This window comes from Flavobacterium sp. CAN_S2 (assembly GCF_015752255.1).
In the GTDB taxonomy this organism is placed as follows: domain Bacteria; phylum Bacteroidota; class Bacteroidia; order Flavobacteriales; family Flavobacteriaceae; genus Flavobacterium.
In genome coordinates, this window is sequence record NZ_JADOVA010000006.1 from 20,293 (window position 1) to 43,625 (window position 23,333).

The 23,333-nt window shown below is 34.4% G+C and carries 22 protein-coding genes; 15 read left to right on the forward strand and 7 right to left on the reverse strand.

Annotation, left to right across the window (positions count from 1 at the left end; genetic code table 11):
• Window positions 1-73 precede the first annotated feature (73 nt).
• The 3 genes from IWX80_RS15605 to IWX80_RS15615 all read left to right on the forward strand — a co-directional run bounded on the left by IWX80_RS15605 (window position 74) and on the right by IWX80_RS15615 (window position 3,044).
• Complete coding sequence (locus IWX80_RS15605; RefSeq protein ID WP_334682377.1) at window positions 74-1,831, forward strand: adenylate/guanylate cyclase domain-containing protein; 1,758 nt, start codon at window positions 74-76, stop codon at window positions 1,829-1,831.
• A gap of 111 nt (window positions 1,832-1,942) precedes the next feature.
• The gene (locus IWX80_RS15610) at window positions 1,943-2,377 is read left to right on the forward strand and encodes a DUF6526 family protein (protein ID WP_196854397.1); all 435 of its coding nucleotides are present in this window, start codon (window positions 1,943-1,945) and stop codon (window positions 2,375-2,377) included.
• Between the two features lie 97 nt (window positions 2,378-2,474).
• Window positions 2,475-3,044 carry a pentapeptide repeat-containing protein gene (locus IWX80_RS15615; RefSeq protein ID WP_196854259.1) on the forward strand — a complete coding sequence of 190 codons (570 nt, stop codon included), beginning with the start codon at window positions 2,475-2,477 and terminating at the stop codon, window positions 3,042-3,044.
• 4 nt (window positions 3,045-3,048) lie between these two features.
• Here the strand turns inward: IWX80_RS15615 and IWX80_RS15620 are convergent, their stop codons facing one another.
• The 7 genes from IWX80_RS15620 to glyA form a co-directional block, all read right to left on the reverse strand.
• Window positions 3,049-3,729, reverse strand: a complete 681-nt coding sequence (locus tag IWX80_RS15620; RefSeq protein ID WP_196854260.1) for an ABC transporter ATP-binding protein — start codon at window positions 3,727-3,729, stop codon at window positions 3,049-3,051.
• A 2-nt stretch (window positions 3,730-3,731) separates the two neighbouring features.
• The gene (locus IWX80_RS15625) at window positions 3,732-4,988 is read right to left on the reverse strand and encodes an ABC transporter permease (RefSeq protein WP_196854261.1); all 1,257 of its coding nucleotides are present in this window, start codon (window positions 4,986-4,988) and stop codon (window positions 3,732-3,734) included.
• Window positions 4,988-6,046: an efflux RND transporter periplasmic adaptor subunit gene (locus IWX80_RS15630; protein WP_334682378.1), complete on the reverse strand. Its 1,059-nt coding sequence runs from the start codon at window positions 6,044-6,046 to the stop codon at window positions 4,988-4,990. Before IWX80_RS15630 ends, IWX80_RS15625 begins: the two co-directional genes overlap by 1 nt.
• 340 nt (window positions 6,047-6,386) lie before the next feature.
• Complete coding sequence (locus tag IWX80_RS15635; protein WP_196854263.1) at window positions 6,387-6,839, reverse strand: response regulator; 453 nt, start codon at window positions 6,837-6,839, stop codon at window positions 6,387-6,389.
• A 24-nt stretch (window positions 6,840-6,863) separates the two neighbouring features.
• A complete protein-coding gene (locus IWX80_RS15640) occupies window positions 6,864-7,427 on the reverse strand; it encodes a helix-turn-helix domain-containing protein (protein ID WP_196854264.1) in 564 nt (187 codons plus the stop codon).
• A gap of 172 nt (window positions 7,428-7,599) precedes the next feature.
• On the reverse strand, window positions 7,600-8,193 hold the full coding sequence (locus IWX80_RS15645) for a tRNA-(ms[2]io[6]A)-hydroxylase (protein ID WP_091170678.1): 594 nt from the start codon (window positions 8,191-8,193) through the stop codon (window positions 7,600-7,602).
• A 160-nt stretch (window positions 8,194-8,353) separates the two neighbouring features.
• Complete coding sequence (glyA, locus tag IWX80_RS15650; RefSeq protein WP_113634481.1) at window positions 8,354-9,628, reverse strand: serine hydroxymethyltransferase; 1,275 nt, start codon at window positions 9,626-9,628, stop codon at window positions 8,354-8,356.
• Between the two features lie 108 nt (window positions 9,629-9,736).
• Between glyA and fahA the strand changes: the two genes are divergently transcribed.
• From fahA to argH, 12 genes are all read left to right on the forward strand, one after another.
• Entirely contained in the window at window positions 9,737-11,020 is a 1,284-nt protein-coding gene (fahA, locus tag IWX80_RS15655) for a fumarylacetoacetase (protein WP_196854265.1), read from the forward strand.
• 153 nt (window positions 11,021-11,173) lie between these two features.
• Window positions 11,174-12,358, forward strand: a complete 1,185-nt coding sequence (locus tag IWX80_RS15660) for a hypothetical protein (RefSeq protein WP_196854266.1) — start codon at window positions 11,174-11,176, stop codon at window positions 12,356-12,358.
• Between the two features lie 473 nt (window positions 12,359-12,831).
• Window positions 12,832-13,449, forward strand: coding sequence for a GNAT family N-acetyltransferase (locus tag IWX80_RS15665; protein ID WP_113634484.1), 618 nt, complete (start codon window positions 12,832-12,834; stop codon window positions 13,447-13,449).
• Between the two features lie 4 nt (window positions 13,450-13,453).
• Window positions 13,454-14,647, forward strand: coding sequence for an argininosuccinate synthase (locus IWX80_RS15670; protein ID WP_196854267.1), 1,194 nt, complete (start codon window positions 13,454-13,456; stop codon window positions 14,645-14,647).
• Window positions 14,640-15,617 (forward strand): N-acetyl-gamma-glutamyl-phosphate reductase, encoded by a 978-nt coding sequence (gene argC / locus IWX80_RS15675; RefSeq protein ID WP_196854268.1) that lies wholly within the window; start codon window positions 14,640-14,642, stop codon window positions 15,615-15,617. The genes IWX80_RS15670 and argC overlap by 8 nt, the downstream gene beginning before the upstream one ends.
• Window positions 15,618-15,699: 82 nt before the next feature.
• Window positions 15,700-16,836, forward strand: coding sequence for an aspartate aminotransferase family protein (locus tag IWX80_RS15680; RefSeq protein WP_196854269.1), 1,137 nt, complete (start codon window positions 15,700-15,702; stop codon window positions 16,834-16,836).
• A gap of 163 nt (window positions 16,837-16,999) precedes the next feature.
• A complete protein-coding gene (locus IWX80_RS15685; RefSeq protein WP_196854270.1) occupies window positions 17,000-18,196 on the forward strand; it encodes a glutamate-5-semialdehyde dehydrogenase in 1,197 nt (398 codons plus the stop codon).
• The gene (gene proB, locus IWX80_RS15690) at window positions 18,180-18,950 is read left to right on the forward strand and encodes a glutamate 5-kinase (protein WP_196854271.1); all 771 of its coding nucleotides are present in this window, start codon (window positions 18,180-18,182) and stop codon (window positions 18,948-18,950) included. Before IWX80_RS15685 ends, proB begins: the two co-directional genes overlap by 17 nt.
• A gap of 73 nt (window positions 18,951-19,023) precedes the next feature.
• Window positions 19,024-19,971 (forward strand): N-acetylornithine carbamoyltransferase, encoded by a 948-nt coding sequence (locus IWX80_RS15695; protein WP_196854272.1) that lies wholly within the window; start codon window positions 19,024-19,026, stop codon window positions 19,969-19,971.
• A complete protein-coding gene (argB, locus tag IWX80_RS15700) occupies window positions 19,961-20,746 on the forward strand; it encodes an acetylglutamate kinase (RefSeq protein ID WP_196854273.1) in 786 nt (261 codons plus the stop codon). The genes IWX80_RS15695 and argB overlap by 11 nt, the downstream gene beginning before the upstream one ends.
• Window positions 20,743-21,813, forward strand: a complete 1,071-nt coding sequence (locus IWX80_RS15705; protein WP_196854274.1) for a M20 family metallo-hydrolase — start codon at window positions 20,743-20,745, stop codon at window positions 21,811-21,813. The genes argB and IWX80_RS15705 overlap by 4 nt, the downstream gene beginning before the upstream one ends.
• Before the next feature lie 183 nt (window positions 21,814-21,996).
• Window positions 21,997-23,277 (forward strand): argininosuccinate lyase, encoded by a 1,281-nt coding sequence (gene argH, locus IWX80_RS15710; protein WP_196854275.1) that lies wholly within the window; start codon window positions 21,997-21,999, stop codon window positions 23,275-23,277.
• Window positions 23,278-23,333 lie beyond the last annotated feature (56 nt).

Below are 23,333 nucleotides of genomic sequence, written 5' to 3' on the forward strand. Positions count from 1 at the left end.
TTTTGTCAAAATCTTATTTTCTGTATTTTTTATATTTTTCCAGTTCCTAAGTTTTTTTGCACAAAATCAAAAGGTGGCTGATAGTCTTGTGAAGATCTATCATAAAAATAGCCTGGCGAATTCTGAGAAATTAGAATTACTGAGAAATTTATCTTTTAATGAAGTCAATAATCTCGAATTGTCACTAAAATATGCCGATGAACTTATTGCGCTCTCTCAATTAGAAAAAAACTATTTGTACCTCCATCGCGGATATTACCAAAAAGGGAATAAAAATAGGCTTAGAGGCGATTTAGATAAAGCCTTAAATGCTTTTTTCAAAAGTGTTGAAGCAGCAATAAAAGCTAAATTTATTATTGGTGAAGGCGTCGCTTACATGGCTATAGCTGATGTATATTCGATTATGGGAAATGCTGATAATGCCGAAATTTACTATAACAAATCAATCCATTTATTAAGGAAGACCGATGATTCTATATCGTTAGCCAGCGCATTATTAAACGCTGGGGACGAATATTCCAAAAACAAAAAATACAATTTAGCTTTAAAATATTTCAAAGAATCAAGTATCATTTTCGATAATGCCGATTATTTAATTGGCACTGCTTATAGTCTGGGAAATATTGGAATGATACATGCAAAACTCGGCAACAATAATCTTGCAAAAACCTATATTAGTAAAGCCATAAAAATTCTGGAAGAACTAAAAGATTATTATGCCATTTCAGAATATCTGACCTACATGTCCGACATTTATTTAGCATTAAATGATTGGAAAACTTCTCTCAGCTATGCTAAACGAAGTCTGAACTTGGCTCAAAAATATGGACTTAAAGAACAAATCAGCAATGCAAACCTGAAACTGTCACAACTGTATCAGAAAACTGGAAACATGGCGGCATCATTCTCATATTACAAGAATCATATTGCATATAGGGACAGCTTAACCAACCTAAAATCAATGCAACAAATGGCAGATATACGAACAAATTATGAAGTTTCACAAAAGCAAACTGAAGTCGATTTACTCGAAAAAGATTCGGAAATCCAGAAATTGAAAGATAAAAGACAACAAAACATCATATACATAACAGCAATTTCTTTATTCTTAGTTCTGGTAATCACAATCGGATTTTACCGACGCTATAAATTTGTAAAAAAAACGAACAGCATTATTGAAGAAGAAAAAAATCGTTCTAATAATCTATTGCTGAATATTTTGCCGGAAGAAACGGCTCTTGAATTAAAGAAAAACGGAAAAGTACAAGCTAAAAAATTCGAATCGGTGACGGTTTTATTTACTGATTTTGAAGGATTTACAAACTATGCTGAAAAACTGCCTCCCGAGAAACTAGTGGAAAGCATCGATTACTATTTCTCGAAATTTGATACCATTATGGAAAAATACAACCTTGAAAAGATAAAAACCGTTGGTGATGCTTATATGTGCGCAGGTGGTTTGCCATTTCCAACTGGAGATCATGCTTATAAAATGACACTCGCAGCACTCGAAATTGCCCGGTTTGTGGACATATCCGAAGAATTAATTACACAAAACCAAACTCATTTTAAAATAAGAATCGGTATTAATACTGGCCCTTTAGTAGCCGGAGTGGTTGGGATCAAGAAATTTTCGTATGACATTTGGGGCGATACCGTAAATATTGCTTCCCGTATGGAATCGAATTCGGAGCCAGGAAGAATCAATATTTCTGAACATACGTATCAGATTATCAAAAATGACTTTGATTGTGAATACAGAGGCGAGATTGAAGTCAAAAATAAAGGAATGATGAAAATGTATTTCGTCAACGATTCTATTACACAGTAAAATTAAATATTGGAAATGAAACACTTTTAGTCAATCTCAAAAGTATTTTTCTCCTCTAAAGAAGTAAAATTCCATAAGCTAACGGTTTTTACTATCTTTAAAAAAAATATGATGAAATCACAATCCTATAAAAATCACATTCGCTATTATCCACCGCACCATTTTGTTTATTATCCAATAATCATGACATTGCTGGCTTTCAGCATTTATTTTAGTTGCACCAGAGAAGATTCTTTAATCTGGATATTTATCAGCGCTGTTTTTGTGGTGCTTTTTTGTCTGGCTTTAATGCTGCGCCAGCATTATGCATTGACTTTACAAAACCGAATCGTACGTCTAGAACTGAGGTATCGCTATTTTTCCATTACAGGAAAAAGACTGGAAGAATTTGAACATCAATTAAATGACGACCAACTATTTGCGTTGCGGTTTGCCCCAGACGATGAATTTCCAGCGCTTACGCAAAGAACGTTGCATGAAAATCTTTCGGGAAAGGAAATTAAAAAAGCGATTCAGCACTGGAAAGGCGACTACGAAAGAGTTTAAATCTAAAATAATACTCTAATTTATCCTAGATAACGATTCAGATTTTTGTTTCTTTGTTCCGAAAAACAGCACTAAAAGCTGGATTTAAAACCCATAAATGGCAGAATATTTTCTAGATATTGAGTATAAGGACATCACGTACCAAGAGGAAGAAGTCAATTTTAAGGAATTTGAGTGCTGTACATTTACCAATTGTAATTTCTCTCAATGTGCCTTTGTAGCAGTTACTTTTATTGACTGTACTTTCAATGATTGCACTTTTAGCAATGCCAAAATAAATTATGTAGCCTTTAGAACCGTAACTTTCAATCGTTGTGAAATCAAAGACGTGAATTTTGCGATGTGCGATAAATTAATTTTCGAAATTGCTTTCAATGATTGTGTTTTAGATTTTTCCAAATTTTACACCTTAAAAATCAAAGGAACATCATTTACCAATTGCAGTATTATTGCGGTAGATTTTATGAGCACAGATTTGACCGAAGTCGTTTTTGAAAACTGCGATTTATACCGTTCTGAATTTGCAAAAGCAATTGCCAACAAAGCTGATTTTAGAACCAGCTATAATTATACAATTGATCCCAAAACAACAAAATTAAAAAAAGCCGTTTTTGCTTTAGAAGGTTTGAAAGGATTGCTATACAAACATGAAATCATAGTAAAATAATACTTTAAGAAATTATTTTCCCATCTTCCATAGTAATAATTCTATTGGTTTTTTGGGCAAAATCAGTATCGTGTGTAACCACCAATAAAGTTTGATTTTTCTCTTGAGTCAACTTATTAAAAATATCAAAAACCAAGTCGCTGTTTTTCTTGTCTAAATTCCCTGTAGGCTCATCCCCCATTATAATCAGTGGATCGTTTATCAAAGCACGTGCAATTGCCACACGCTGCTTTTGTCCACCGCTCAATTGATTAGGCATTTTCAGCGCTTGATCCTGCATATCTAAGGTTTTTAAATGTTCCATGGCGCGATGCTCTAATTCTTTATCTGAATATTTAGCTAACTTCATCCCCGGAAGCATGACATTTTTTAGCACATTGTATTCTGCCAACAAATAATGGAACTGAAACACAAAACCTATTTTTTCATTTCTTATTAATGCTAATTCTTTGTCGGTTTTTCCCGTAACAAGTTCGTTATGAATAATTACCTGACCGTCATAATCCGTATCCATCGTAGAAAGTAAATACAACAATGTCGATTTCCCACATCCTGATTTCCCTACTATAGAAACAAACTCACCATGATTAACACGCATGCTAATTTCCTTTAAAACTTGGAATTTTACAGGATCGTAAAAATATTTACTCAATCCAATTGTCTCTAAAACAGTATTGTTTTCCATTTTTATTTTCCTCTGATAATTTCTACCGGATCTACTTTACTGGCTTTTAAAGCAGGAAAAAGTCCGGCAATAGTCGTTGTAAACAATGCAAAAGTAATTCCGATAATATAAAATGACGGATTGTAATTAATAGGATACGTTTTTACCGTAGGTAACGAAGCCGTCTCAAATGGAATCACATCAATAATTGAAGAAAAAACATAACCAAACAGCAAACCAAACAATCCGCCGGCAAGTCCAATAATTATAGATAGCGAAACAAAAATCCATTTCACATCATTACCGGAAAATCCCGTGGCTTTCAAAATCGCTATACTGTCCATTTTTTCATAAATCATCATGTTCAGAATATTATAAATTCCAAAACCGGCAACAATCAGTAACACTACTCCAACGGAATAGGAAATGATACTTCGCACCGTGCTTCCGGTTTCAAACTGAGAATTTGCGGTTTGATAATCAATCGTATCCAGATTAAAGGTATCCTGAAACTCTTTTGCAACAGCAGGCGCTGAAGTCATATCGTACAAATTCAGCTGAATGTCTGTGATGTAATTTGTAGGTTCTCCCAATATTTTTTGGGCTGTAGCCAAAGAGGTATAACTCATCACATTATCGATTTCAGCAATTCCAATTTCGGAAATACCCACAATTTTAAGCGAAGCCAAATTTCCTTTGGAAGTCGTAATCTTGATAATATCTCCTTTGGTAAGCAGCATTTTGTCTGACAAACCTTTCCCGATAATAATACTGTTATTCTGAAGCAAATCAGCTACTTTTCCTTCAATGATATAATCGCTGATTTTAAATAATTTATCTTCGGACAAAACATCAATTCCGTTGATTATTCCTGAAATTTCAATCGTCCCGGAATTAAAAAAAACGGGCGAGGTCACTTTTGGTGCGACATCAATAACCCGCGGATCTTGTTTTAAAACAGCCAAAATTGTTTTACTGTTGTAAATGGATTTTCCTCGGTCTTTCGGTTTAATGGATCGAACAAAATTGGTCTTTTTCTGGAATTCGTCTGATATAGAAACCGGTTGGTTTTCTGAAGGTTTTATTTCGTTGTACAGCAATACATGAGGTGTTCTATTGAGCATTAATCCATCCAGTAAATCATTCAAACCATTCATAAAACTAACCAAAGTAATGAACATAGCAATACTAAACGTTACTCCAATGGCAGCAACAATCGTTTGCTTCAATCGTGCTCGTAGCAAATGCAAAGCAATGTTTAATATGAGTTTAAAGTTCATTATTTGGGTTTATAAATCGTTTCTTCGGCCGCTATACCTGACAATATTTCCACTTTTTGATAATCGCTTAAACCGGTTTTCACTTCCCGCTTTTCGTCATTATTTACTAAAACATATTTGCCTTCCATTAAATACGTTTTTGGAATCGTGATTGTATTCTTCTTTATTTGAATGATAATATTGGCTTCGGCAGTAAGATTTGGGTAGAGTTTTTCGGGTGGTTTTATAAAATGCGCTTCGATTTTAAATGTACGGGAACGTTCGTTCATTATCGGGTAAATTTTATCAATAACGGCATCAAAAACCTGTCCTTTGTAACTATCCATCGTAACCAAGACTCGTTGTCCGGTTCTTACGCGAACCATGTCATTTTCGTCCACTTCCAGTTCCAATAAAAATGAATTTTCCTGACCAATTATTGCCAAAGGAGTTTGCGGCGTAACTAATGTTCCTTCTTTTACCAGAACATCAAATAGTTTTCCGGAAAAGGCGCTTTTGACACTAAAATCACTTTGGGATTTCTGGTTTATTTTTAGGTTGACAGAATTTCTGCTTTGATCATTTTTCAATTGGGCTTTGAGTTGTGCCAATTGTTTTTTAGCCGATTCGTAATTAATTTTGGAACTTTTAAACGCTAATTCGACTTTTTCAAAGTCGACTTCCGAAATTCCGCCTTGATTCCTGATGTTTTTATTTCGGTTATAAATGGATTCGTCCAAAGTCAATTTGTCCCTGCTTGATTGGACTTTCATTTCCATTTCGGCAATTTTATCTTGAATATATCGACTGCTTTCCAGACTCAATTGATACGCCAATCGAGCATTCTCTGTATTCAGTTCAGCTTTATCACTTTCCAATTCAAATAATGATTGACCTTTACTGATGGATTGACCAGCGATAACATTTACTTTTTGCAGTGTACCATTTACGGTGGCAAAAACCGTGTACTGCCCATCCGCTTTTATAACTCCGGAGGCATACACCGTTTCTGTAACTTCTCCTATAGTTGGTTTAATTTCTTCTGTTTCATTTTTGGAACAAGAAAGTAAACTGAGCATTAGTAAACAAAATTGTATTTGTAATTTCAAACTCATTTCGTCTTATATTTATCTTTACACATTGTTGCAATTTCTTTCTATAAATATACGAAAATATCCATGTTTAAAGTAGATTCATGGTGTCTAAAACTGCATAATTCTGAAAGGTAAATACGAATTACGGATAATAGTTTTTCAAGTTCAATTTGGGTTTCCTTAGAATTTAAAATTAGAGTAAATATTTAGTTCACGCATCTTAGCACACAAAACTGAAGTTCTATAAATAACAGCTAATATTGAGATTGCAATTTTGAATACTTGAGAATTTTTAAACAATCATAAAATTTTCATTTCTTAAGATTTACAAACTGTAGAAAAAAGTTTCTTTGTTTAATCCTGATGATTGGTATTGCCAGTTCATGTTTACCACATCTTTGATTATCTTTTTAACTTTAGAAAAATCATTTGGCTTTTTTATATAAATATTGGCTCCTTCCACAAAAGTATTTTCAATATCTTTTTCTGATGAAGAAGTCGAATAGATTGCAATGGAAACATCATTGAACCTAGGATTTGCACGTATTTCCTTAAGACATTCATGACCTGTTTTACAAGGCATATTTAAATCCAAGAACAAAATGTGCGGAAGTTTAATCTCCGGATTTTGAAGGTAATCCATCAAATCATTTCCGTCTTTAAACGAAGTCAATTTATTGTCCATTTTAAGTTCGGCTAAAGCCTCATTGAAAAGTACCACGTCGTCATCGTCGTCATCTGCAATTAAAATATGTATTTTATCTAAAGTAGAAATCATGTCTGGTTTGGGGTGTAAGTAATTTTATGCAATCTTATCTGATAATTTTCGTCTTATATCCACTATTCTTTTAAACATAGATGGCGTCAAACCGGTAACTTTTTTGAATTGTGTCGATAAATAAGCAACGCTGCTATAATTTAACTCATAGGAAATCTCTGTTAAGCTTAATTCTTCATCCAAAATTAATTTTTTGGCTCTTTCAATTTTTTGAATGATAATAAAATTCTCTATCGATGTATGCGTGTGCTCCGAAAATATGTTAGTAAGGTATCCATATCTAAAATTCAACTTTTCAGATAAATATTGCGAAATTGTGGTACTTGGAAACTTATCTTTTTGATAAATAATTTCAACAATGGCATCTTTAATTTGTTGTATCAATTGCCCTTTTGGATTATTTATAATATGGATTGAATATCTATTTAATGCTATTTGAAGTTCTTCAAAAATAGCTATTGAAACATCTTCTAAAATCTCAATTTGGCCTAAATCTAAAATTTGATATTCAATGTTTAATTTTTCTAAATGGTCTTCTAATATTCTACGGCAGGCAATATTTCCATCGTAATTGTAATTAAGCTTCATACTGTGAATGTATTATTAATAATTGATTTAATCTTGTAAAAGCTACTAAAGATTACGAACCGATTATTAAGACTGCATTTTACTTTAGAATATCAAAATCTTTAATAATCAAAAATTTTCAACTATTTTAAAACAAACATTGTATTTACTTACACTAAAATATCGAAACACTTTATCCGTGAATCGTTTCATTTTTACCATAATTAGCAATAACAGATTCTTCAAATTCTAACCATTCTCTCCATCGTTTTTCTACATCAATCCCTACACCATATTTCCTCGCATAGGTTATGAAAGTGGTATAATGTCCTGCTTCACTCTCCATCAAATCTCTATAGAAAACCGACAGTTCCTCATCGTTGATATTCTCCGAAAGTACCTTAAATCGTTCGCAGCTTCTAGCTTCGATCATTGCAGAAAACAATAACCGTTCCACTAAACTGGAAACCCTGCTACCATCGCTGCTTTTTTTCATGTACAAGTACAATTCATTGACATAATCATCCTTGCGCTCACGCCCTAATTTGAGTCCACGCTTGATAATAATATTGTGAACTTGCTCAAAATGGTCGATTTCTTCTTTGGCCAAAGCCAATAAATCCTTCACTAAATCCTGATGCTCTGAATTATTGGTAATAATCGTAATCGCATTCGTCGCTGCTTTTTGTTCGCACCAAGCATGATCAGTCAAGATTTCCTCGATGTTTTTTTCCACAATATTTACCCATCTTGGATCGGTTGGTAATTTTAATCTTAGTACAGACATTACAAAATTTGTTTAAAGTTTGAAAAAGTTTAAGGTTTAAAGAAAAAGGTTTAAAATTAAAATTCAGAAAACAATACATTATTTAAATACCCAATAGTATTTAATAACTGTTGATTCCAAAACTTTAAACTTTAAACCTTAAACTTTAAACTAAAAAAAATTAATATACGAAAATAGCTCTTTCGCTCATCATTTCGTTTACTTCATTGGCTACCGCCTCGATAACATCTTCGTTCGTATGGTCTACTAAAACTCTATCGATTAGAGCAACAATAGTTTCCATATCTTCTTCAACAAGACCACGAGTGGTAATCGCTGCAGTACCTACACGGATTCCTGAAGTTACAAATGGTGATTTATCATCAAATGGAACCATGTTTTTATTTACGGTAATTTCAGCTTTTACTAAGGCATTTTCAGCATCTTTACCAGAAATATTTTTATTTCTTAAATCAATCAACATCATGTGATTATCAGTTCCGCCAGAAATGATTTCATACCCTCTTTTTACAAAAGCTTCCGCCATAGCATTAGCATTTTTTTGTAATTGCAATGCGTAAGTGAAAAATTCATCTTTCAAAGCTTCACCAAAAGCTACTGCTTTTGCGGCAATAATGTGCATTAACGGTCCTCCTTGATTTCCAGGAAAAACAGCTAAGTCTAATAAAGATGACATCATTCTGATTTCACCTTTTGGTGTGGTTAAACCAAATGGGTTTTCGAAATCTTTACCCATCAAGATTAATCCTCCACGAGGTCCACGTAATGTTTTGTGAGTTGTAGTAGTTACAATATGGCAATGTGGCAACGGATCGTTCATCAACCCCTTAGCAATAAGACCTGCAGGGTGTGAAATATCAGCTAATAAAATAGCGCCAACACTGTCAGCGATAACTCTGAAACGTTCAAAATCCATATCACGAGAATAAGCAGAAGCTCCTGCAATAATTAATTTTGGTTGTTCTTTAGTAGCTATTTCTTGAATTTTATCATAATCTAATCTTCCGGTTTCTTTATCTACTCCGTAAAAAGAAGGAGTGTATAAACGTCCCGAAAAATTAACCGGTGAACCATGCGTTAAGTGTCCACCATGAGACAAATCAAAACCTAAAATTTTATCACCTGGTTTGATACAAGCGTGGTAAACCGCTGTATTTGCTTGTGAGCCAGAATGTGGCTGTACATTTGCGTAAGCAGCACCAAATAATTCTTTGGCTCTGTCAATAGCAATTTGCTCCACGACATCAACTACTTCGCAACCTCCGTAGTATCTTTTGCCAGGATATCCTTCCGCATATTTGTTAGTTAAAACAGAACCAGCTGCTTCCATTACTTCGTCACTTACGAAGTTTTCCGAAGCAATAAGTTCTAATCCGTGAATTTGTCTTTCTTGTTCTTCCAGAATAAGGTCAAAAATTTGTTCGTCGCGTTGCATTTTTTTGATTTTCGTTAATTTGATGCAAAAATACAAAAAAACGTTTGGTTAATAGTTAGATTATAATATATTTGATGAGTAATTTTTTAACAAAATAATTAACAAAATATGCCAATAACAGCGAACGATACCAATAGAAAATCATGGCTAGAAGTACCTGTCAACAGTGATTTTCCGATTCAAAATATTCCTTTTGGTGTATTTCTTACTAAAGAAAATATAGTAACTGTAGGAACCAGAATTGGAGATTTCGCCATCGATTTGGGAGCTTTACAACAACTAAATTATTTCGAAGGCATTGAACTGACGGATGATATGTTCATGCAGGACACTTTGAATGATTTTATATCTGATGGTCAAAAAACATGGCGTTTGGTTCGTAACCGAATTGCAGAGCTTTTTGATGTCAAAAATTCGAAATTACAAGATAATGCCAAAGATAGAGACATCATAATTTTCAAGATGGAAGATGTCGAAATGCAATTACCGGTGCTTATTGGTGATTACACAGACTTCTATTCCAGTAAAGAGCATGCAACTAATGTAGGAAAAATGTTCCGTGACCCTGAAAATGCATTATTACCTAACTGGCTTCACATTCCTGTGGGCTATCACGGCAGAAGTTCTACCATTGTTCCATCTGGAATTCCGGTTCACAGACCAATGGGACAAACGTTACCAAATGGAGAAACTACGCCGGTTTTTGGTCCTTCTCGATCAGTCGACTTTGAACTTGAAACTGCTTTTATCACTACCGATGTCAATATTATGGGTGAAAACATTCATGTAACTGAAGCCGAAGATTATATTTTCGGAATGGTTTTATTGAATGACTGGAGCGCACGCGATATTCAAAAATGGGAATACGTACCGTTAGGACCATTCTTAGCAAAGAATTTTGCTTCGTCAATTTCGCCTTGGATTGTGACTATGGATGCTTTGGAACCTTTTAGAACCAAAGGTCCAAAACAAGAACCAACGCCTCTTCCCTATTTGCAACAAAAAGGAAAACATTCTTTTGACATAAATTTGGAAGTAGCCATTCAGCCTGAAAACGGCGAAGCAACGATTATTTCTCATTCTAATTTCAAATACATGTATTGGACCATGAGCCAGCAATTAGCACATCACACCTCTAATGGTTGCCGTGTGAATTCTGGAGATATGATGGGATCTGGAACCATTTCCGGACCTACTCCTGACAGTTTTGGCTCAATGCTCGAATTAACTTGGGGCGGAAAAAATCCAATAAAATTGAAAGACGGAACCGAACGTAAATTTATCAACGATAATGATACTGTAATCATGAAAGGACACTGTCAAAACGGACATGTTAGGATTGGTTTTGGTGAAGTTTCCAGTAAGTTATTACCGCCTTTCGTCAGAAAATAAAAAAATAAACACAGCTTCATAAAACCTAACAATTGTACTATTTTTGTTAGGTTTTTTTATGGCATTATTTTTGGATTTTGAAAATTAAAATCAATAAATCTGATTGAAAAAACAGCATTGCCATCAAAAAAATCACATTTCAATCGAAAGCTTATGAAAAAAATTACTCTTTTATTATCCTTTTTCGTCCTAATTTCCTCCTGTGGCGTAAAGCAAACTCAAAATTTATTAAATTCCGGAAATTACGATCAGGCAATTGATAATGCCGTATCCAATTTGCAAACCAATAAAGATAAAAAAGGTAAGCAAGATTATATTTATTTGCTCGAAGAGGCTTTCGCCAAAGCTAAAGAACGCGATTTGAATGCGATAAATTTGTTGGCAAAAGACGCTAATCCTGCACAATTGGAAAAAATGTACAATACGTATTTGCAATTGAATTCCCGTCAGGAAAAAATCAAACCTTTACTTCCTTTGAAACTGATTAAAGAAGGAAGAAATGCGATTTTCCCATTTGATAATTACAACGATCAAATCATTGACAGCAAAAATGCGTTGTCCGCTTATTTATATGCGAATGCAAAAAAACTAATGGCTACATCTGACAAGATGAATTTCAGAAAGGCGTATGATGATTTGGATTACTTAAACCAAATAAATCCTGGTTATAAAGATGTTTTACGTTTTATGGATGAAGCTAAATTCAAAGGTTCTGATTATGTTTCGGTTTACACTAAAAATGAAACGAATATGATCATTCCAGTTCGACTTGAAAATGACTTATTGGATTTTAGCACCTTAGGATTAAATGACAAATGGACTGTTTATCACAGCAACAAACAAAAAGGAATCAGCTATGATTATGGAATGGTAATCAATTTTAGACAAATTTATATTTCGCCAGAGCAAATAAAAGAAAGAGAATTTGTAAAAGAACGCATCATCAAAGACGGTATCAAAAAACTAATAGATGCAAACGGAAAAGAAGTGCTGGATGAAAAAGGAAAAGTAGTTATGGTCGACAATCTTAGAACAGTAACGGCCCGAATTTATGAATTCAGACAATTTAAGTCTTGCCAAATTACAGCTAAAATTGACTATATTAATTTTAGAAACAATCAATTATTACAATCTTTCCCAATAAGCAGCGAATTCATTTTCGAAAATATTTATGCCACTTACAAAGGAGATCGACGTGCTTCTGACGATAACTATTATTCTTATTTTGACAGAAAACCAGTAGCTTTTCCTAACAGCGAACAAATGGTTTATGATACCGGAGAAGACTTAAAAGCTAAAATTAAAGATATTATAAGTCGAAATAAATTTAGAAACTAATACCTTACATCTAATTACATTATACAAAACTCCTTGATAATCAAACTATCAAGGAGTTTTTTATTTGTAATAAAACACACAATACATTAAAATTTTGTTAGAAAATACAAAATTAGTGTTGTGTTTTAAAAATATGTGTACTTTTGCACCAATGAATAAAACAAGTTTACATATAACTTCTTTGTCACGGACAAACAGACCTTCTACTTCTCCCGAAGTACGGATGCTATCTCTATAGTACCCAAAAGCTGTTTCGTTTTATTATTCATTTTTCATTTTTCCGTTTTGAAATCAACCTTATTTCCTATTGGATTTTCATATCCAAAAACAACTATATATTCATCACTATTACATTGTGGTTCAATTTATTGCACAACAATCAACTGGTTTGATATTATAGCTGAATTTGGCATAGAGTTATTTCAATTACAAAATTACAAATCATTTTATAACTCAAAAACTCAGCTTTTGAAATGAATATTTCTATTATAACAACTCAGGAAGAACATTATAAGTATTCGCAGGAAATATGCGATACTATAGAATTATCCGCCCTTTTAAGAGGTACGGGAATTGCTAAGAGAACTCCTGAGTACATCCAGAAAAAAATGGAAAGCAAAGATGCTGTCATTGCATTAGACAATGGAAAATTTGCAGGTTTTTGCTATATCGAAAGTTGGCAACACGGGAAATTTGTGGCGCATTCCGGATTGATTGTACATCCTGATTACAGAAATTTAGGTTTAGCTAAAAAAATCAAATCATTTGTTTTTGACTATTCATTAGAAAAATATCCAGACGCTAAGGTTTTTGGAATCACAACTGGTTTAGCGGTAATGAAAATCAACTCCGATTTAGGTTACAAACCGGTTCCTTTTTCAGAATTGACCAGCGATCCAAGTTTTTGGAAAGGATGTCAAACGTGTACCAATTATGAAATCCTAAAAAGTAAAGACAACAAAATGTGTTTGTGTACCGGAATGCTTTATGACCCAAAAGAAAAGCTTAAAGATCCGCCTAAACACCCATTTAATGTCAAAATATTAAACCGATTAAAATCAATAAAACAAGCCTTGTTCTTAAAAAAATAATATCATGAAAAAAGTAGTATTAGCATACAGCGGAGGATTAGACACTTCATATTGCCTAAAATATTTAAAAAACGAAAAAGGATATGAAGTTCACACCGTTCTTATAAATACAGGAGGATTTGATGAAGCTGAACTAGCCGCTATTGAAGAAAGAGCTTACGAATTAGGAAGTGCACAACATGCAAATCTCACAATCGTTGATAAATATTATGATAAAGCCATTAAATATTTGATTTATGGAAATGTATTAAAAAATAATACGTATCCATTATCAGTAAGTGCGGAACGTGTTTTTCAAGCGATTGAAGCTATTAAATATGCAAAATCTGTTGGTGCTGAAGCAATCGCTCACGGAAGTACTGGTGCAGGAAATGACCAAATTCGTTTTGATTTAATTTTCCAAACCATTGCTCCCGAAATTGAAATCATTACTCCTATTCGTGATTTGAAATTATCAAGACAGGAAGAAGTTGATTATTTATCAAAAAACGGAGTTCATTATTCTTGGGAAAAAGCACAATATTCCATTAATAAAGGACTTTGGGGAACCAGTGTTGGAGGAAAAGAAACATTGACCTCAAATCAAACTTTACCAAGTGAAGCGTATCCTTCTCAATTGCAAAAAACGGGTGAAGAGAAAGTAACGCTACAATTTGAAAAAGGACAATTAGTAGGCATCAACGGGACTCTGGACGCACCAACAAAGAACATCGTTGCATTAGAAAAATTAGCCAGCGCGTATGCAATTGGTAGAGATACTCACGTAGGCGATACGATTATCGGAATTAAAGGAAGAGTTGGTTTTGAAGCCGCTGCGCCTTTAATCATCATCAAAGCACACCATTTATTAGAGAAACATACTCTTGGGAAATGGCAACAATACTGGAAAGAACAACTAGGAAACTGGTACGGAATGTTGTTTCATGAAGGACAATTCTTGGATCCTGTAATGAGAAACATCGAGGCTTTCCTAGAAGACACACAAACCACTGTAAATGGTACCGTTATCGTTTCGCTAAAACCATATCACTTCACATTGGACGGAATTGAATCTGAAAATGATTTAATGAATACAAGTTTTGGACAATATGGAGAAATGAACAACGCCTGGACATCTGACGATGCCAAAGGATTTATCAAAATTCTGGGGAATGCCCAAAACATATTTTCATCTGTAAACAAACTGACACATGATTAATATTGGAATAATTGGTGGTTCAGGTTATACAGCGGGAGAACTCATCAGAATATTGATGTTTCATCCCAATGCTACACTTGATTTTGTTTACAGCACAACAAATGCTGGAAAACCACTTCATGTTGCGCATCATGATTTGATGGGAGATATCGAAATGAATTTTACCGATACTGTAAATCCAAATGTGAATGTAGTTTTCTTGTGTTTAGGTCATGGGAAATCAAAATCGTTTTTAGAGCAAAATCAATTTGCGAGTCATACCAAAATCATCGATTTAGGAAATGATTTCAGATTGACAAAAGACAAAGAGTTCGATAATAAATCTTTCGTTTACGGTTTGCCTGAATTGAACAAAGCGGTTATCAAGAACGCTCAATTTATCGCTAATCCAGGTTGTTTTGCAACAGCAATTCAATTGGCATTATTACCATTGGCCAAAAACGAAATGCTTACAACTGACGTTCATATCAATGCTACAACCGGAAGTACAGGAGCCGGAGTAACACCTTCAGAAACGACGCATTTTAGCTGGAGATCGAATAATATGTCGCATTACAAAGCTTTTGAACACCAACATTTAGCCGAAATAAACCAAAGTGTCAACCAATTGCAAGCGGATTATAATAACGAATTGATTTTTGTACCCAACAGAGGGGATTTTGCAAGAGGAATTTTCGCAACATTATACACAACAATCGAAGAAAGTTTGGAAGATATAGTTGTGAAATATGAGGCTTTTTACAAAGACCAACCTTTTGTAACGGTTACTACCACCGGAATCAACATGAAACAAGTAGTTCAAACAAATAAATGTATTATTAGTTTAATGAAAAAAGAAAACCGGTTATTGATCACTTCAGTAATTGATAATTTAACAAAAGGAGCCTCAGGACAAGCCATACAGAACATGAATTTAATGTTTGGATTGGATGAAGCCACAGGATTGCATTTGAAACCATCTGGATTCTAAAAATTTGTTTCAAGTTTAAAGTTTAAGGTTGCGCACGTAACTTGAAACTTGAAACCTTAAACCATTTAAACAAAAAAAGAAAATGAACTTATTTGACGTTTACCCATTATACAACATCACTCCTGTAAAAGCACTGGATTGTACTATTACAGATGAAAAAGGAGTAGAATATTTAGATTTATATGGTGGTCATGGAGTAATTTCCATTGGACACACACAACTGGAATATGTTGCCAAATTAAAAAATCAATTGGATAATATTGGTTTTTATTCGAATGCGATTCAGAATCCATTACAGGTAGAATTAGCAGAAAAATTAGGAAAACTTTCCGGATTGGAAGAATACACGCTATTCTTGTGCAGTTCTGGAGCTGAAGCCAATGAAAATGCTTTGAAACTGGCTTCTTTTCACAACAATAAATCTCGTGTCATTGCTTTTGACAATTCCTTTCACGGAAGAACTTCGGCAGCAGTTGCGGTGACAGATAACAAAAAAATTGTTGCGCCAATCAATGCACAACAAATTGTCACTTTTTTACCCTTGAATAACATCGAATTGGTAGAAAACGAACTAAAAAAAGGAGATGTTTCTTCTGTTATAATTGAAGGAATTCAAGGAGTTGGTGGTTTAGACCAAGGAACAACTGAATTTTTTCAGGCATTAGAAAAAATATGTGCCGCTTACAATGTCGTTTTGATTTTGGACGAAGTACAATCAGGATACGGAAGAAGCGGAAAGTTTTTTGCGCACCAACATCATGACATCAAAGCAGATATTATTTGTTTGGCTAAAGGAATGGGTAACGGATTTCCTATTGGCGGTATCTTAATTTCTCCAAAATTTACAGCGAGTTACGGATTATTGGGAACTACTTTTGGTGGAAACCATTTGGCTTGTGCGGCTGGAATAGCAGTCTTGGATGTGATTGAAAGCAAAAAATTGATGGATAACGTAAATGACGTTTATGCCTATTTTTTAGAAGCAATCAAACAAGTCCCTGAAGTAATTCAAGTAAAAGGAAGAGGGCTAATGTTAGGTGTAGAATTTGATTTTGACGTAAGTACACTTCGTAAAAAAATGATTATCGACAAGCATATTTTTACAGGAAATGCAAACAATAAAAACTTATTAAGAATTCTTCCTCCATTGACAATCAAAAAGGAAGCAATTGATACCTTTATTATAGCTTTAAAAGAAACATTGGCAGAATTGAAATGATTTTTTTTTAACATATCAGTCATTTAAGTTTTAAAAAATGAATAATATCATTTATAAATTCTCTGATTTTTTTATTTTAAGCAAATAAATATTAAACATGAACTAAAAACTTACATGACTTATATGTTTGGATTTTCCTTCTAAAATAGCAAACCAAAAACTAATGAACCATTTATTACCAATAGAAAAACGAAATGCAGTTTTAAGCCGTATGGCCGAACTTCTTGAACTAGAAAGAGCTAATCTTAAGACTATAAATCAACAGGATATTAATAATTATTCTGGAGATGACTTGGCCATGGAAAAACGTTTATTGGTTGATGATGTCAAAATTGACGGCATGATTTTATCCATGCAACAATTATCAAGTCAAGAAGATCCTATTGGGGTGGAGCGTTTTAATTTCGACCACGAAAATGGAATGAAAATCATCAATAAAACAGCGGCTTTTGGAACCATAATGATTATTTATGAATCCAGACCTGATGTTACTGTTGAAGCTGGCGGAATCGCTTTTAAATCCGGAAATAAAATTCTATTGAAAGGTGGAAAAGAATCCTTACTATCCAATTTAAAAATTGTGGAATTGTGGCACCAAGCCTTAGCAGCAAACAATGTTGCTACAAAATGGGTGGAATATTTGAATTATAATCGAGAAGAAACGCAGGCATTTTTGGAGAAACCAACCCAAAAAGTGGATTTAATCGTTCCTCGTGGCGGTGAAAACCTAATTGCTTTTGTAAAAAAACACGCAACTTGCCCGGTGATTATAAGTGGTCGAGGAAATAATTTTGTTTATGTAAACGCTGAAGCTGATTTAGATCAAGCGCTTGATATTATTATTAACGGAAAGACCTCAAATATATCTGTTTGCAATGCTTTAGATAAAGTTTTAATTGATACAAATCTTAACAATTGGGAAGCGTTTGCAAAGAAAATAGTTACCGAATTACAACAAAGAAACGTTACGGTTTTAGGTGATGAAAGCATTTCAAAAGTAACAAATGTTCCTCAGATTGAATCCGATTTAATTTGGTACGAAGAGTTTTTAGATTATAAAATTGTTATTGGAACAACCAATTCAGATCAAGAAGCGATTGACAAAATAAATAAATATTGTGGCGGACATTCGGCTTCCATAATCACAAAAAATGATGCAATTGCTCAGAAATTCATGGAAAATGTAGATACAGCAGCCGTTTATCAAAACGCGTCTACAAGATTCACTGATGGAGGACAATTTGGTTTAGGAGGAGAATTGGCGATAAGCACAGACAAATTACACCAACGTGGACCAATTGGTTTGCAACATTTAGTTACTAATAAGTGGTATATTTACGGAAATGGACAAATCAGGTAAAAAAAGAATTTTATTAAAGTTAGGAAGCAACACGTTAACCAAAGAAACCAATCACATTTCGAGAGGAAAGATTGAAGATATTGGGATGCAGATAGCCGCTTTACAAGATGATTACGAGTTTATTATTGTGAGTTCGGGTGCGATTGCCGCAGCCAAACAATTTGTAAAATTGGAAAATCAAGACAAAGATGTTTTTGTAAAACAAGCTTTGGCTTCTATTGGTCAGCCTCATTTGATGCGGATTTATCATGAAAACTTCAGCGATTTAGGATTGCTGATTTCGCAGTGTTTACTTTCTTATTCTGATTTCGAAAAAGAACAATCTAAAGTAAATATCGTGAACACCATCAATGTGTTGGTCAAAAATAATTACATTCCGATTATCAATGAAAATGATACGGTGGCTACGGATGAAATTCGGTTTGGTGATAACGATAAATTAGCTGCTTTAACGGCCGTTTTATTAAATGTTGATATTCTGATCATTGCTACCAATACGAACGGGATTTACACCAAAGCATCCATTAATGATGCCGTTCCTGAAACCATTTCTTTGGTAACCGATTTGAAAGTATTGGAAAAAGAGATTGGCGATTCTAAATCCTCGCACGGAACCGGCGGAATGCAATCTAAAATAGAAGCCTCAGCAATAGCCAAAGACGCAACTATCGAAACTTGGATTGTCAATGGATTGGAAGATAATTTTATTTTGAAAGCTTTACGAAACGAAATACCTTTTACTAAAATAATTTAATTCGAATATTGGATTTTTAGATTGTTAGATTTTTGGACAATTCATAATTCATAATTCATAATTCATAACTACAATGAACTACATCTCCATACAAAACATAGATTCACTTGATAAATGGGTGAAACAAGCCTTGAAAATCAAGAAAAAACCACTAAAAAACAAAAAACTGGGTAAAAATAAAACCTTAGGAATGTTGTTTTTCAATTCGAGTTTGAGAACGCGTTTGAGTACGCAAAAAGCAGCTCTTAATTTAGGAATGAACGTCATGGTAATGAATTTTACCAGCGAAGGTTGGACGCTTGAATTTGAAGACGGAGCCATCATGAACTCCGGTGCTTCGGAGCACATTAAAGAAGCAGCCGCGGTAGTTTCTCAATATTGCGATATTGTTGCTATCAGAGCTTTTGCCGGATTGGTAGACAAAGAAAAAGACAATGCTGAAACCGTTCTTATGGGTTTCCTAAAATACGCAACTGTGCCTGTTGTGAATATGGAAAGTGCGACAGGACATCCTTTACAATCGCTTGCAGATGCTATAACTATGGCTGAACACAAAACAAAACACCGACCAAAAGTAGTTTTGACTTGGGCACCACACCCCAAAGCGTTACCTCAAGCAGTTCCCAATTCCTTTGTGGAAATGATGCAGTTACAAGATGCTGATTTTGTCATTACACATCCGGAAGGCTACGAATTGAATCCTGAAATCACGAAAGATTCTAAGATTGAATACGACCAAGACAAAGCTTTCGAAAATGCTGATTTTATCTACGCCAAAAACTGGAGTAATTACAAGGAATATGGTCAAATTACAAATTCAGATCCAAATTGGACCGTAACCGCCGACAAAATGAAACTGACTAACAATGCTAAATTCATGCACTGTTTACCAGTAAGACGTAATGTAATTGTTACGGATGAAGTGATTGACAGCGAAAATTCAATTGTTATCGAACAAGCCAACAATAGAACCTATGCTGCACAATTAGTGTTGCAAAAAATATTGGATAATGGAAAATAAAAAACCGGTAACGCTAATAAAAATTGGTGGAAACATAATTGATAATCCAACGGAATTAAAACAATTTTTATTTGATTTTTCTAAGATTGAAGGGTATAAAGTACTTGTTCATGGCGGTGGAAAATCAGCTAATAAAATGGCCGAAAGCATTGGTTTAGTTCCTCAAATGATTGATGGAAGACGCATCACCGATGCCGCTATGCTTGATGTAGTTGTGATGATTTATGCCGGTCAAATCAATAAAAATATTGTGGCTCAATTACAAGCCAATTCCTCCAATGCGATGGGTTTTTCTGGGGCTGATGGGAATTTAATTAAATCCGACAAAAGAAACCACCCAACCATCAATTATGGTTTTGTGGGCGATGTGAAAAAAGTGAACACACAATTATTGGAAACATTACTTTCAAGTGTTATCGTTCCTGTATTTTGTGCGATTACGCACGATGGAAAAGGACAATTATTAAACACAAATGCGGATACGATTGCCAGTGAGTTAGCGATTGCTTTATCGGAAGTTTTTGATGTCACCTTGAATTATTGCTTCGAAAAACCGGGCGTTTTATATGATGCCGAAGATGATTCTTCCGTAATTGAAAACATCAATCAAGAATTATATTTCAAATTAAAATCCGAAAAAGCGATACATTCCGGTATGATTCCTAAATTAGACAACTGTTTCAACAGCTTATCCAAAGGAGTTCAAAAAATAAAAATTGGTCATCATCGAATGTTGCAAGACAAAACCGCATTGTACACTACAATTACACTATGAAGAGTATAGAAATCCTTACACAAGAAGCCATTGCGCTATTAAAATCGCTGATTGAAACGCCTTCCTTTTCAAGTGAAGAAGACCAAACAGCCCTTTTAATCGAAAATTGGTTTACACAAAATAACATCCCTTTCGAAAGAGAGAACAATAATATTTGGGCTTTCAATAAACATTTTGACACTACCAAACCTACTCTTTTACTGAATTCTCACCACGATACCGTAAAACCAAACCAAGGCTACACCAATGATCCATTTGAAGCCATCGTAAAAGATGGTAAATTATTTGGATTGGGAAGCAATGACGCAGGAGGTTGTCTGGTTTCGCTTTTAGCCACTTTTGTACATTTTTATTCGAATGAGAATCTGCCTTACAATATTGTGATGGTCGCTTCAGCCGAAGAAGAAAGCAGCGGGAAAAATGGATTAAACAGCGTTTTGAAACATTTACCGGAACTGGAATGCGCCATTGTGGGAGAACCAACATTAATGCAACTGGCTGTAGCCGAAAAAGGGTTATTGGTACTCGATGTCATCGTAAAAGGCACAGCCAGTCACGCCGCACACAACAATCCGGATAATCCTATTTATAATGCGATACCCGTGATCAAATGGTTTAACAGCTATCAATTCGAAAAAATATCGGAGATTTTAGGTCCTGTAAAAATGACCGTAACACAAGTAGCAGCTGGAAAACAACACAATGTAGTTCCTGCAGAATGTCATTTGGTTGTCGATATCAGGGTGAATGATTGCTATAACAATCAGGAAATTTTAGATACCGTAACAAAACATTTAACTGCTGAAATTAATCCGCGTTCCATGCATTTAAACGCATCATCAATTCCTGTTTCTCACGGATTAGTACAAGCCGGAATTGCTTTGGGAAGAACCACGTATGGCTCGCCTACTCTTTCGGATCAATCGGTTTTGAGTTGTCAATCTTTGAAATTAGGACCTGGCGAAACCCTGCGGTCACACTCTGCAGATGAATTTATATTTATAAACGAAATAGAAGAAGGAATTCAATTGTATATCAAAATACTAACTGATTTTTTCAAACAATAAAATAATTTGGATTTATCCTGATTATTTTCAGGAGCTAATCCCGCTATACGTTGCAATCTTTTATTTTTTAAAGAAAAAAATAAAAGGATTTCCACTGCTATCGGGGCTAGTAAAACGACACGAACAGATCAAACAAGTTTCAACACAAAACTTGAAACTTTAAACCTGAAACAAAAAAACAATATGAAACTTTGGGAAAAAGGAATACCAACCGATAAGCAAATCGAACATTTCACCGTTGGAAACGACAGGGAACTTGATTTAGTTCTGGCAAAATATGATGCTTTAGGTTCTATTGCACATGCAAAAATGTTGGGACAAATTGGTCTTTTAACAGACTCCGAAACCGTTTCTTTGGTTTTGGCTTTGGAAGAAATAATAAAAGACGTTGAAAACGGTAATTTCAAAATCGAAGACAGTTTTGAAGACGTGCATTCCAAAATCGAATATTTACTTACAGTAAAATTGGGAGACGCCGGAAAAAAAATTCACACGGCCCGTTCTCGTAACGACCAAGTCTTAGTAGATGTTAATTTATACCTGAAAGATGTCGTTAAAGAGTTGAAAGAGCAAGTAAAAAGCCTTTTTGATTTACTGATGGAATCAGCTGAAAAACACCAAAATGTTTTATTGCCAGGATACACGCACCTTCAAATTGCTATGCCATCTTCTTTCGGAATGTGGTTTTCCGCTTATGCCGAAACTTTGATTGATGATATTACAATGCTGAATGCCGCTTTGAAAATTGTGGACCAAAATCCATTAGGTTCAGCCGCAGGTTACGGAAGTTCATTCCCTATCAACAGAACATTCACTACTCAAGAATTGGGTTTTGAAACCTTAAAATTCAATTCGGTTGCTGCACAAATGAGCCGTGGAAAATCCGAAAAAACAGTTGCTTTTGCTATAAGCAGCGTGGCGGCAACTTTGGCGAAGTTCTCGATGGATGTTTGTTTGTACATGAGTCAGAATTTTGATTTCATCACTTTGCCTTCCCATCTTACCACGGGTTCGAGCATCATGCCGCACAAGAAAAACCCGGATGTTTTTGAATTGATTCGTGGGAAATGCAACAAAATCCAAGCGTTACCTTACGAAATCACTTTAATCACAAACAACCTGCCAAGTGGCTACCACAGGGATTTACAATTGTTGAAAGAAGGATTGTTTCCAGCGATTCAAAACTTGAAAGCCTGTTTGGATATCGCAATTTTTGCGATTAAAGACATTAAAGTAAAAGACAATATTCTAGCAGATCCAAAATACAACTATTTATTTACGGTTGATACCTTAAACGAAATGGTAGTTGCTGGAATGCCTTTTAGAGATGCCTATAAAGCCGTTGCAGAACAATTGGAAAATGGTACTTTTCAATCTCCAAAAGAAACTAAACATACACACGAAGGAAGTATCAACAACCTTTGTTTGGAGGAAATAAAAGAAAAAATGACTAAAGCATTTTAGTACTATTTTCAAGATGGAATTTCATAAAAAACCTCGTTTAAAAAACATTAAACGAG

Excerpts from the sequence above, each read along its gene's own strand:
- IWX80_RS15610 (WP_196854397.1), top strand. The coding sequence starts at position 1,943 with ATGAAATCACAATCCTATAAAAATCACATTCGCTATTATCCACCGCAC.
- IWX80_RS15615 (WP_196854259.1), top strand. The coding sequence starts at position 2,475 with ATGGCAGAATATTTTCTAGATATTGAGTATAAGGACATCACGTACCAA.
- IWX80_RS15620 (WP_196854260.1), bottom strand. The coding sequence starts at position 3,729 with ATGGAAAACAATACTGTTTTAGAGACAATTGGATTGAGTAAATATTTT.
- IWX80_RS15625 (WP_196854261.1), bottom strand. The coding sequence starts at position 4,988 with ATGAACTTTAAACTCATATTAAACATTGCTTTGCATTTGCTACGAGCA.
- IWX80_RS15630 (WP_334682378.1), bottom strand. The coding sequence starts at position 6,046 with ATGCTCAGTTTACTTTCTTGTTCCAAAAATGAAACAGAAGAAATTAAA.
- IWX80_RS15635 (WP_196854263.1), bottom strand. The coding sequence starts at position 6,839 with ATGATTTCTACTTTAGATAAAATACATATTTTAATTGCAGATGACGAC.
- IWX80_RS15640 (WP_196854264.1), bottom strand. The coding sequence starts at position 7,427 with ATGAAGCTTAATTACAATTACGATGGAAATATTGCCTGCCGTAGAATA.
- IWX80_RS15645 (WP_091170678.1), bottom strand. The coding sequence starts at position 8,193 with ATGTCTGTACTAAGATTAAAATTACCAACCGATCCAAGATGGGTAAAT.
- glyA (WP_113634481.1), bottom strand. The coding sequence starts at position 9,628 with ATGCAACGCGACGAACAAATTTTTGACCTTATTCTGGAAGAACAAGAA.
- fahA (WP_196854265.1), top strand. The coding sequence starts at position 9,737 with ATGCCAATAACAGCGAACGATACCAATAGAAAATCATGGCTAGAAGTA.
- IWX80_RS15660 (WP_196854266.1), top strand. The coding sequence starts at position 11,174 with ATGAAAAAAATTACTCTTTTATTATCCTTTTTCGTCCTAATTTCCTCC.
- IWX80_RS15665 (WP_113634484.1), top strand. The coding sequence starts at position 12,832 with ATGAATATTTCTATTATAACAACTCAGGAAGAACATTATAAGTATTCG.
- IWX80_RS15670 (WP_196854267.1), top strand. The coding sequence starts at position 13,454 with ATGAAAAAAGTAGTATTAGCATACAGCGGAGGATTAGACACTTCATAT.
- argC (WP_196854268.1), top strand. The coding sequence starts at position 14,640 with ATGATTAATATTGGAATAATTGGTGGTTCAGGTTATACAGCGGGAGAA.
- IWX80_RS15680 (WP_196854269.1), top strand. The coding sequence starts at position 15,700 with ATGAACTTATTTGACGTTTACCCATTATACAACATCACTCCTGTAAAA.
- IWX80_RS15685 (WP_196854270.1), top strand. The coding sequence starts at position 17,000 with ATGAACCATTTATTACCAATAGAAAAACGAAATGCAGTTTTAAGCCGT.
- proB (WP_196854271.1), top strand. The coding sequence starts at position 18,180 with ATGGACAAATCAGGTAAAAAAAGAATTTTATTAAAGTTAGGAAGCAAC.
- IWX80_RS15695 (WP_196854272.1), top strand. The coding sequence starts at position 19,024 with ATGAACTACATCTCCATACAAAACATAGATTCACTTGATAAATGGGTG.
- argB (WP_196854273.1), top strand. The coding sequence starts at position 19,961 with ATGGAAAATAAAAAACCGGTAACGCTAATAAAAATTGGTGGAAACATA.
- IWX80_RS15705 (WP_196854274.1), top strand. The coding sequence starts at position 20,743 with ATGAAGAGTATAGAAATCCTTACACAAGAAGCCATTGCGCTATTAAAA.
- argH (WP_196854275.1), top strand. The coding sequence starts at position 21,997 with ATGAAACTTTGGGAAAAAGGAATACCAACCGATAAGCAAATCGAACAT.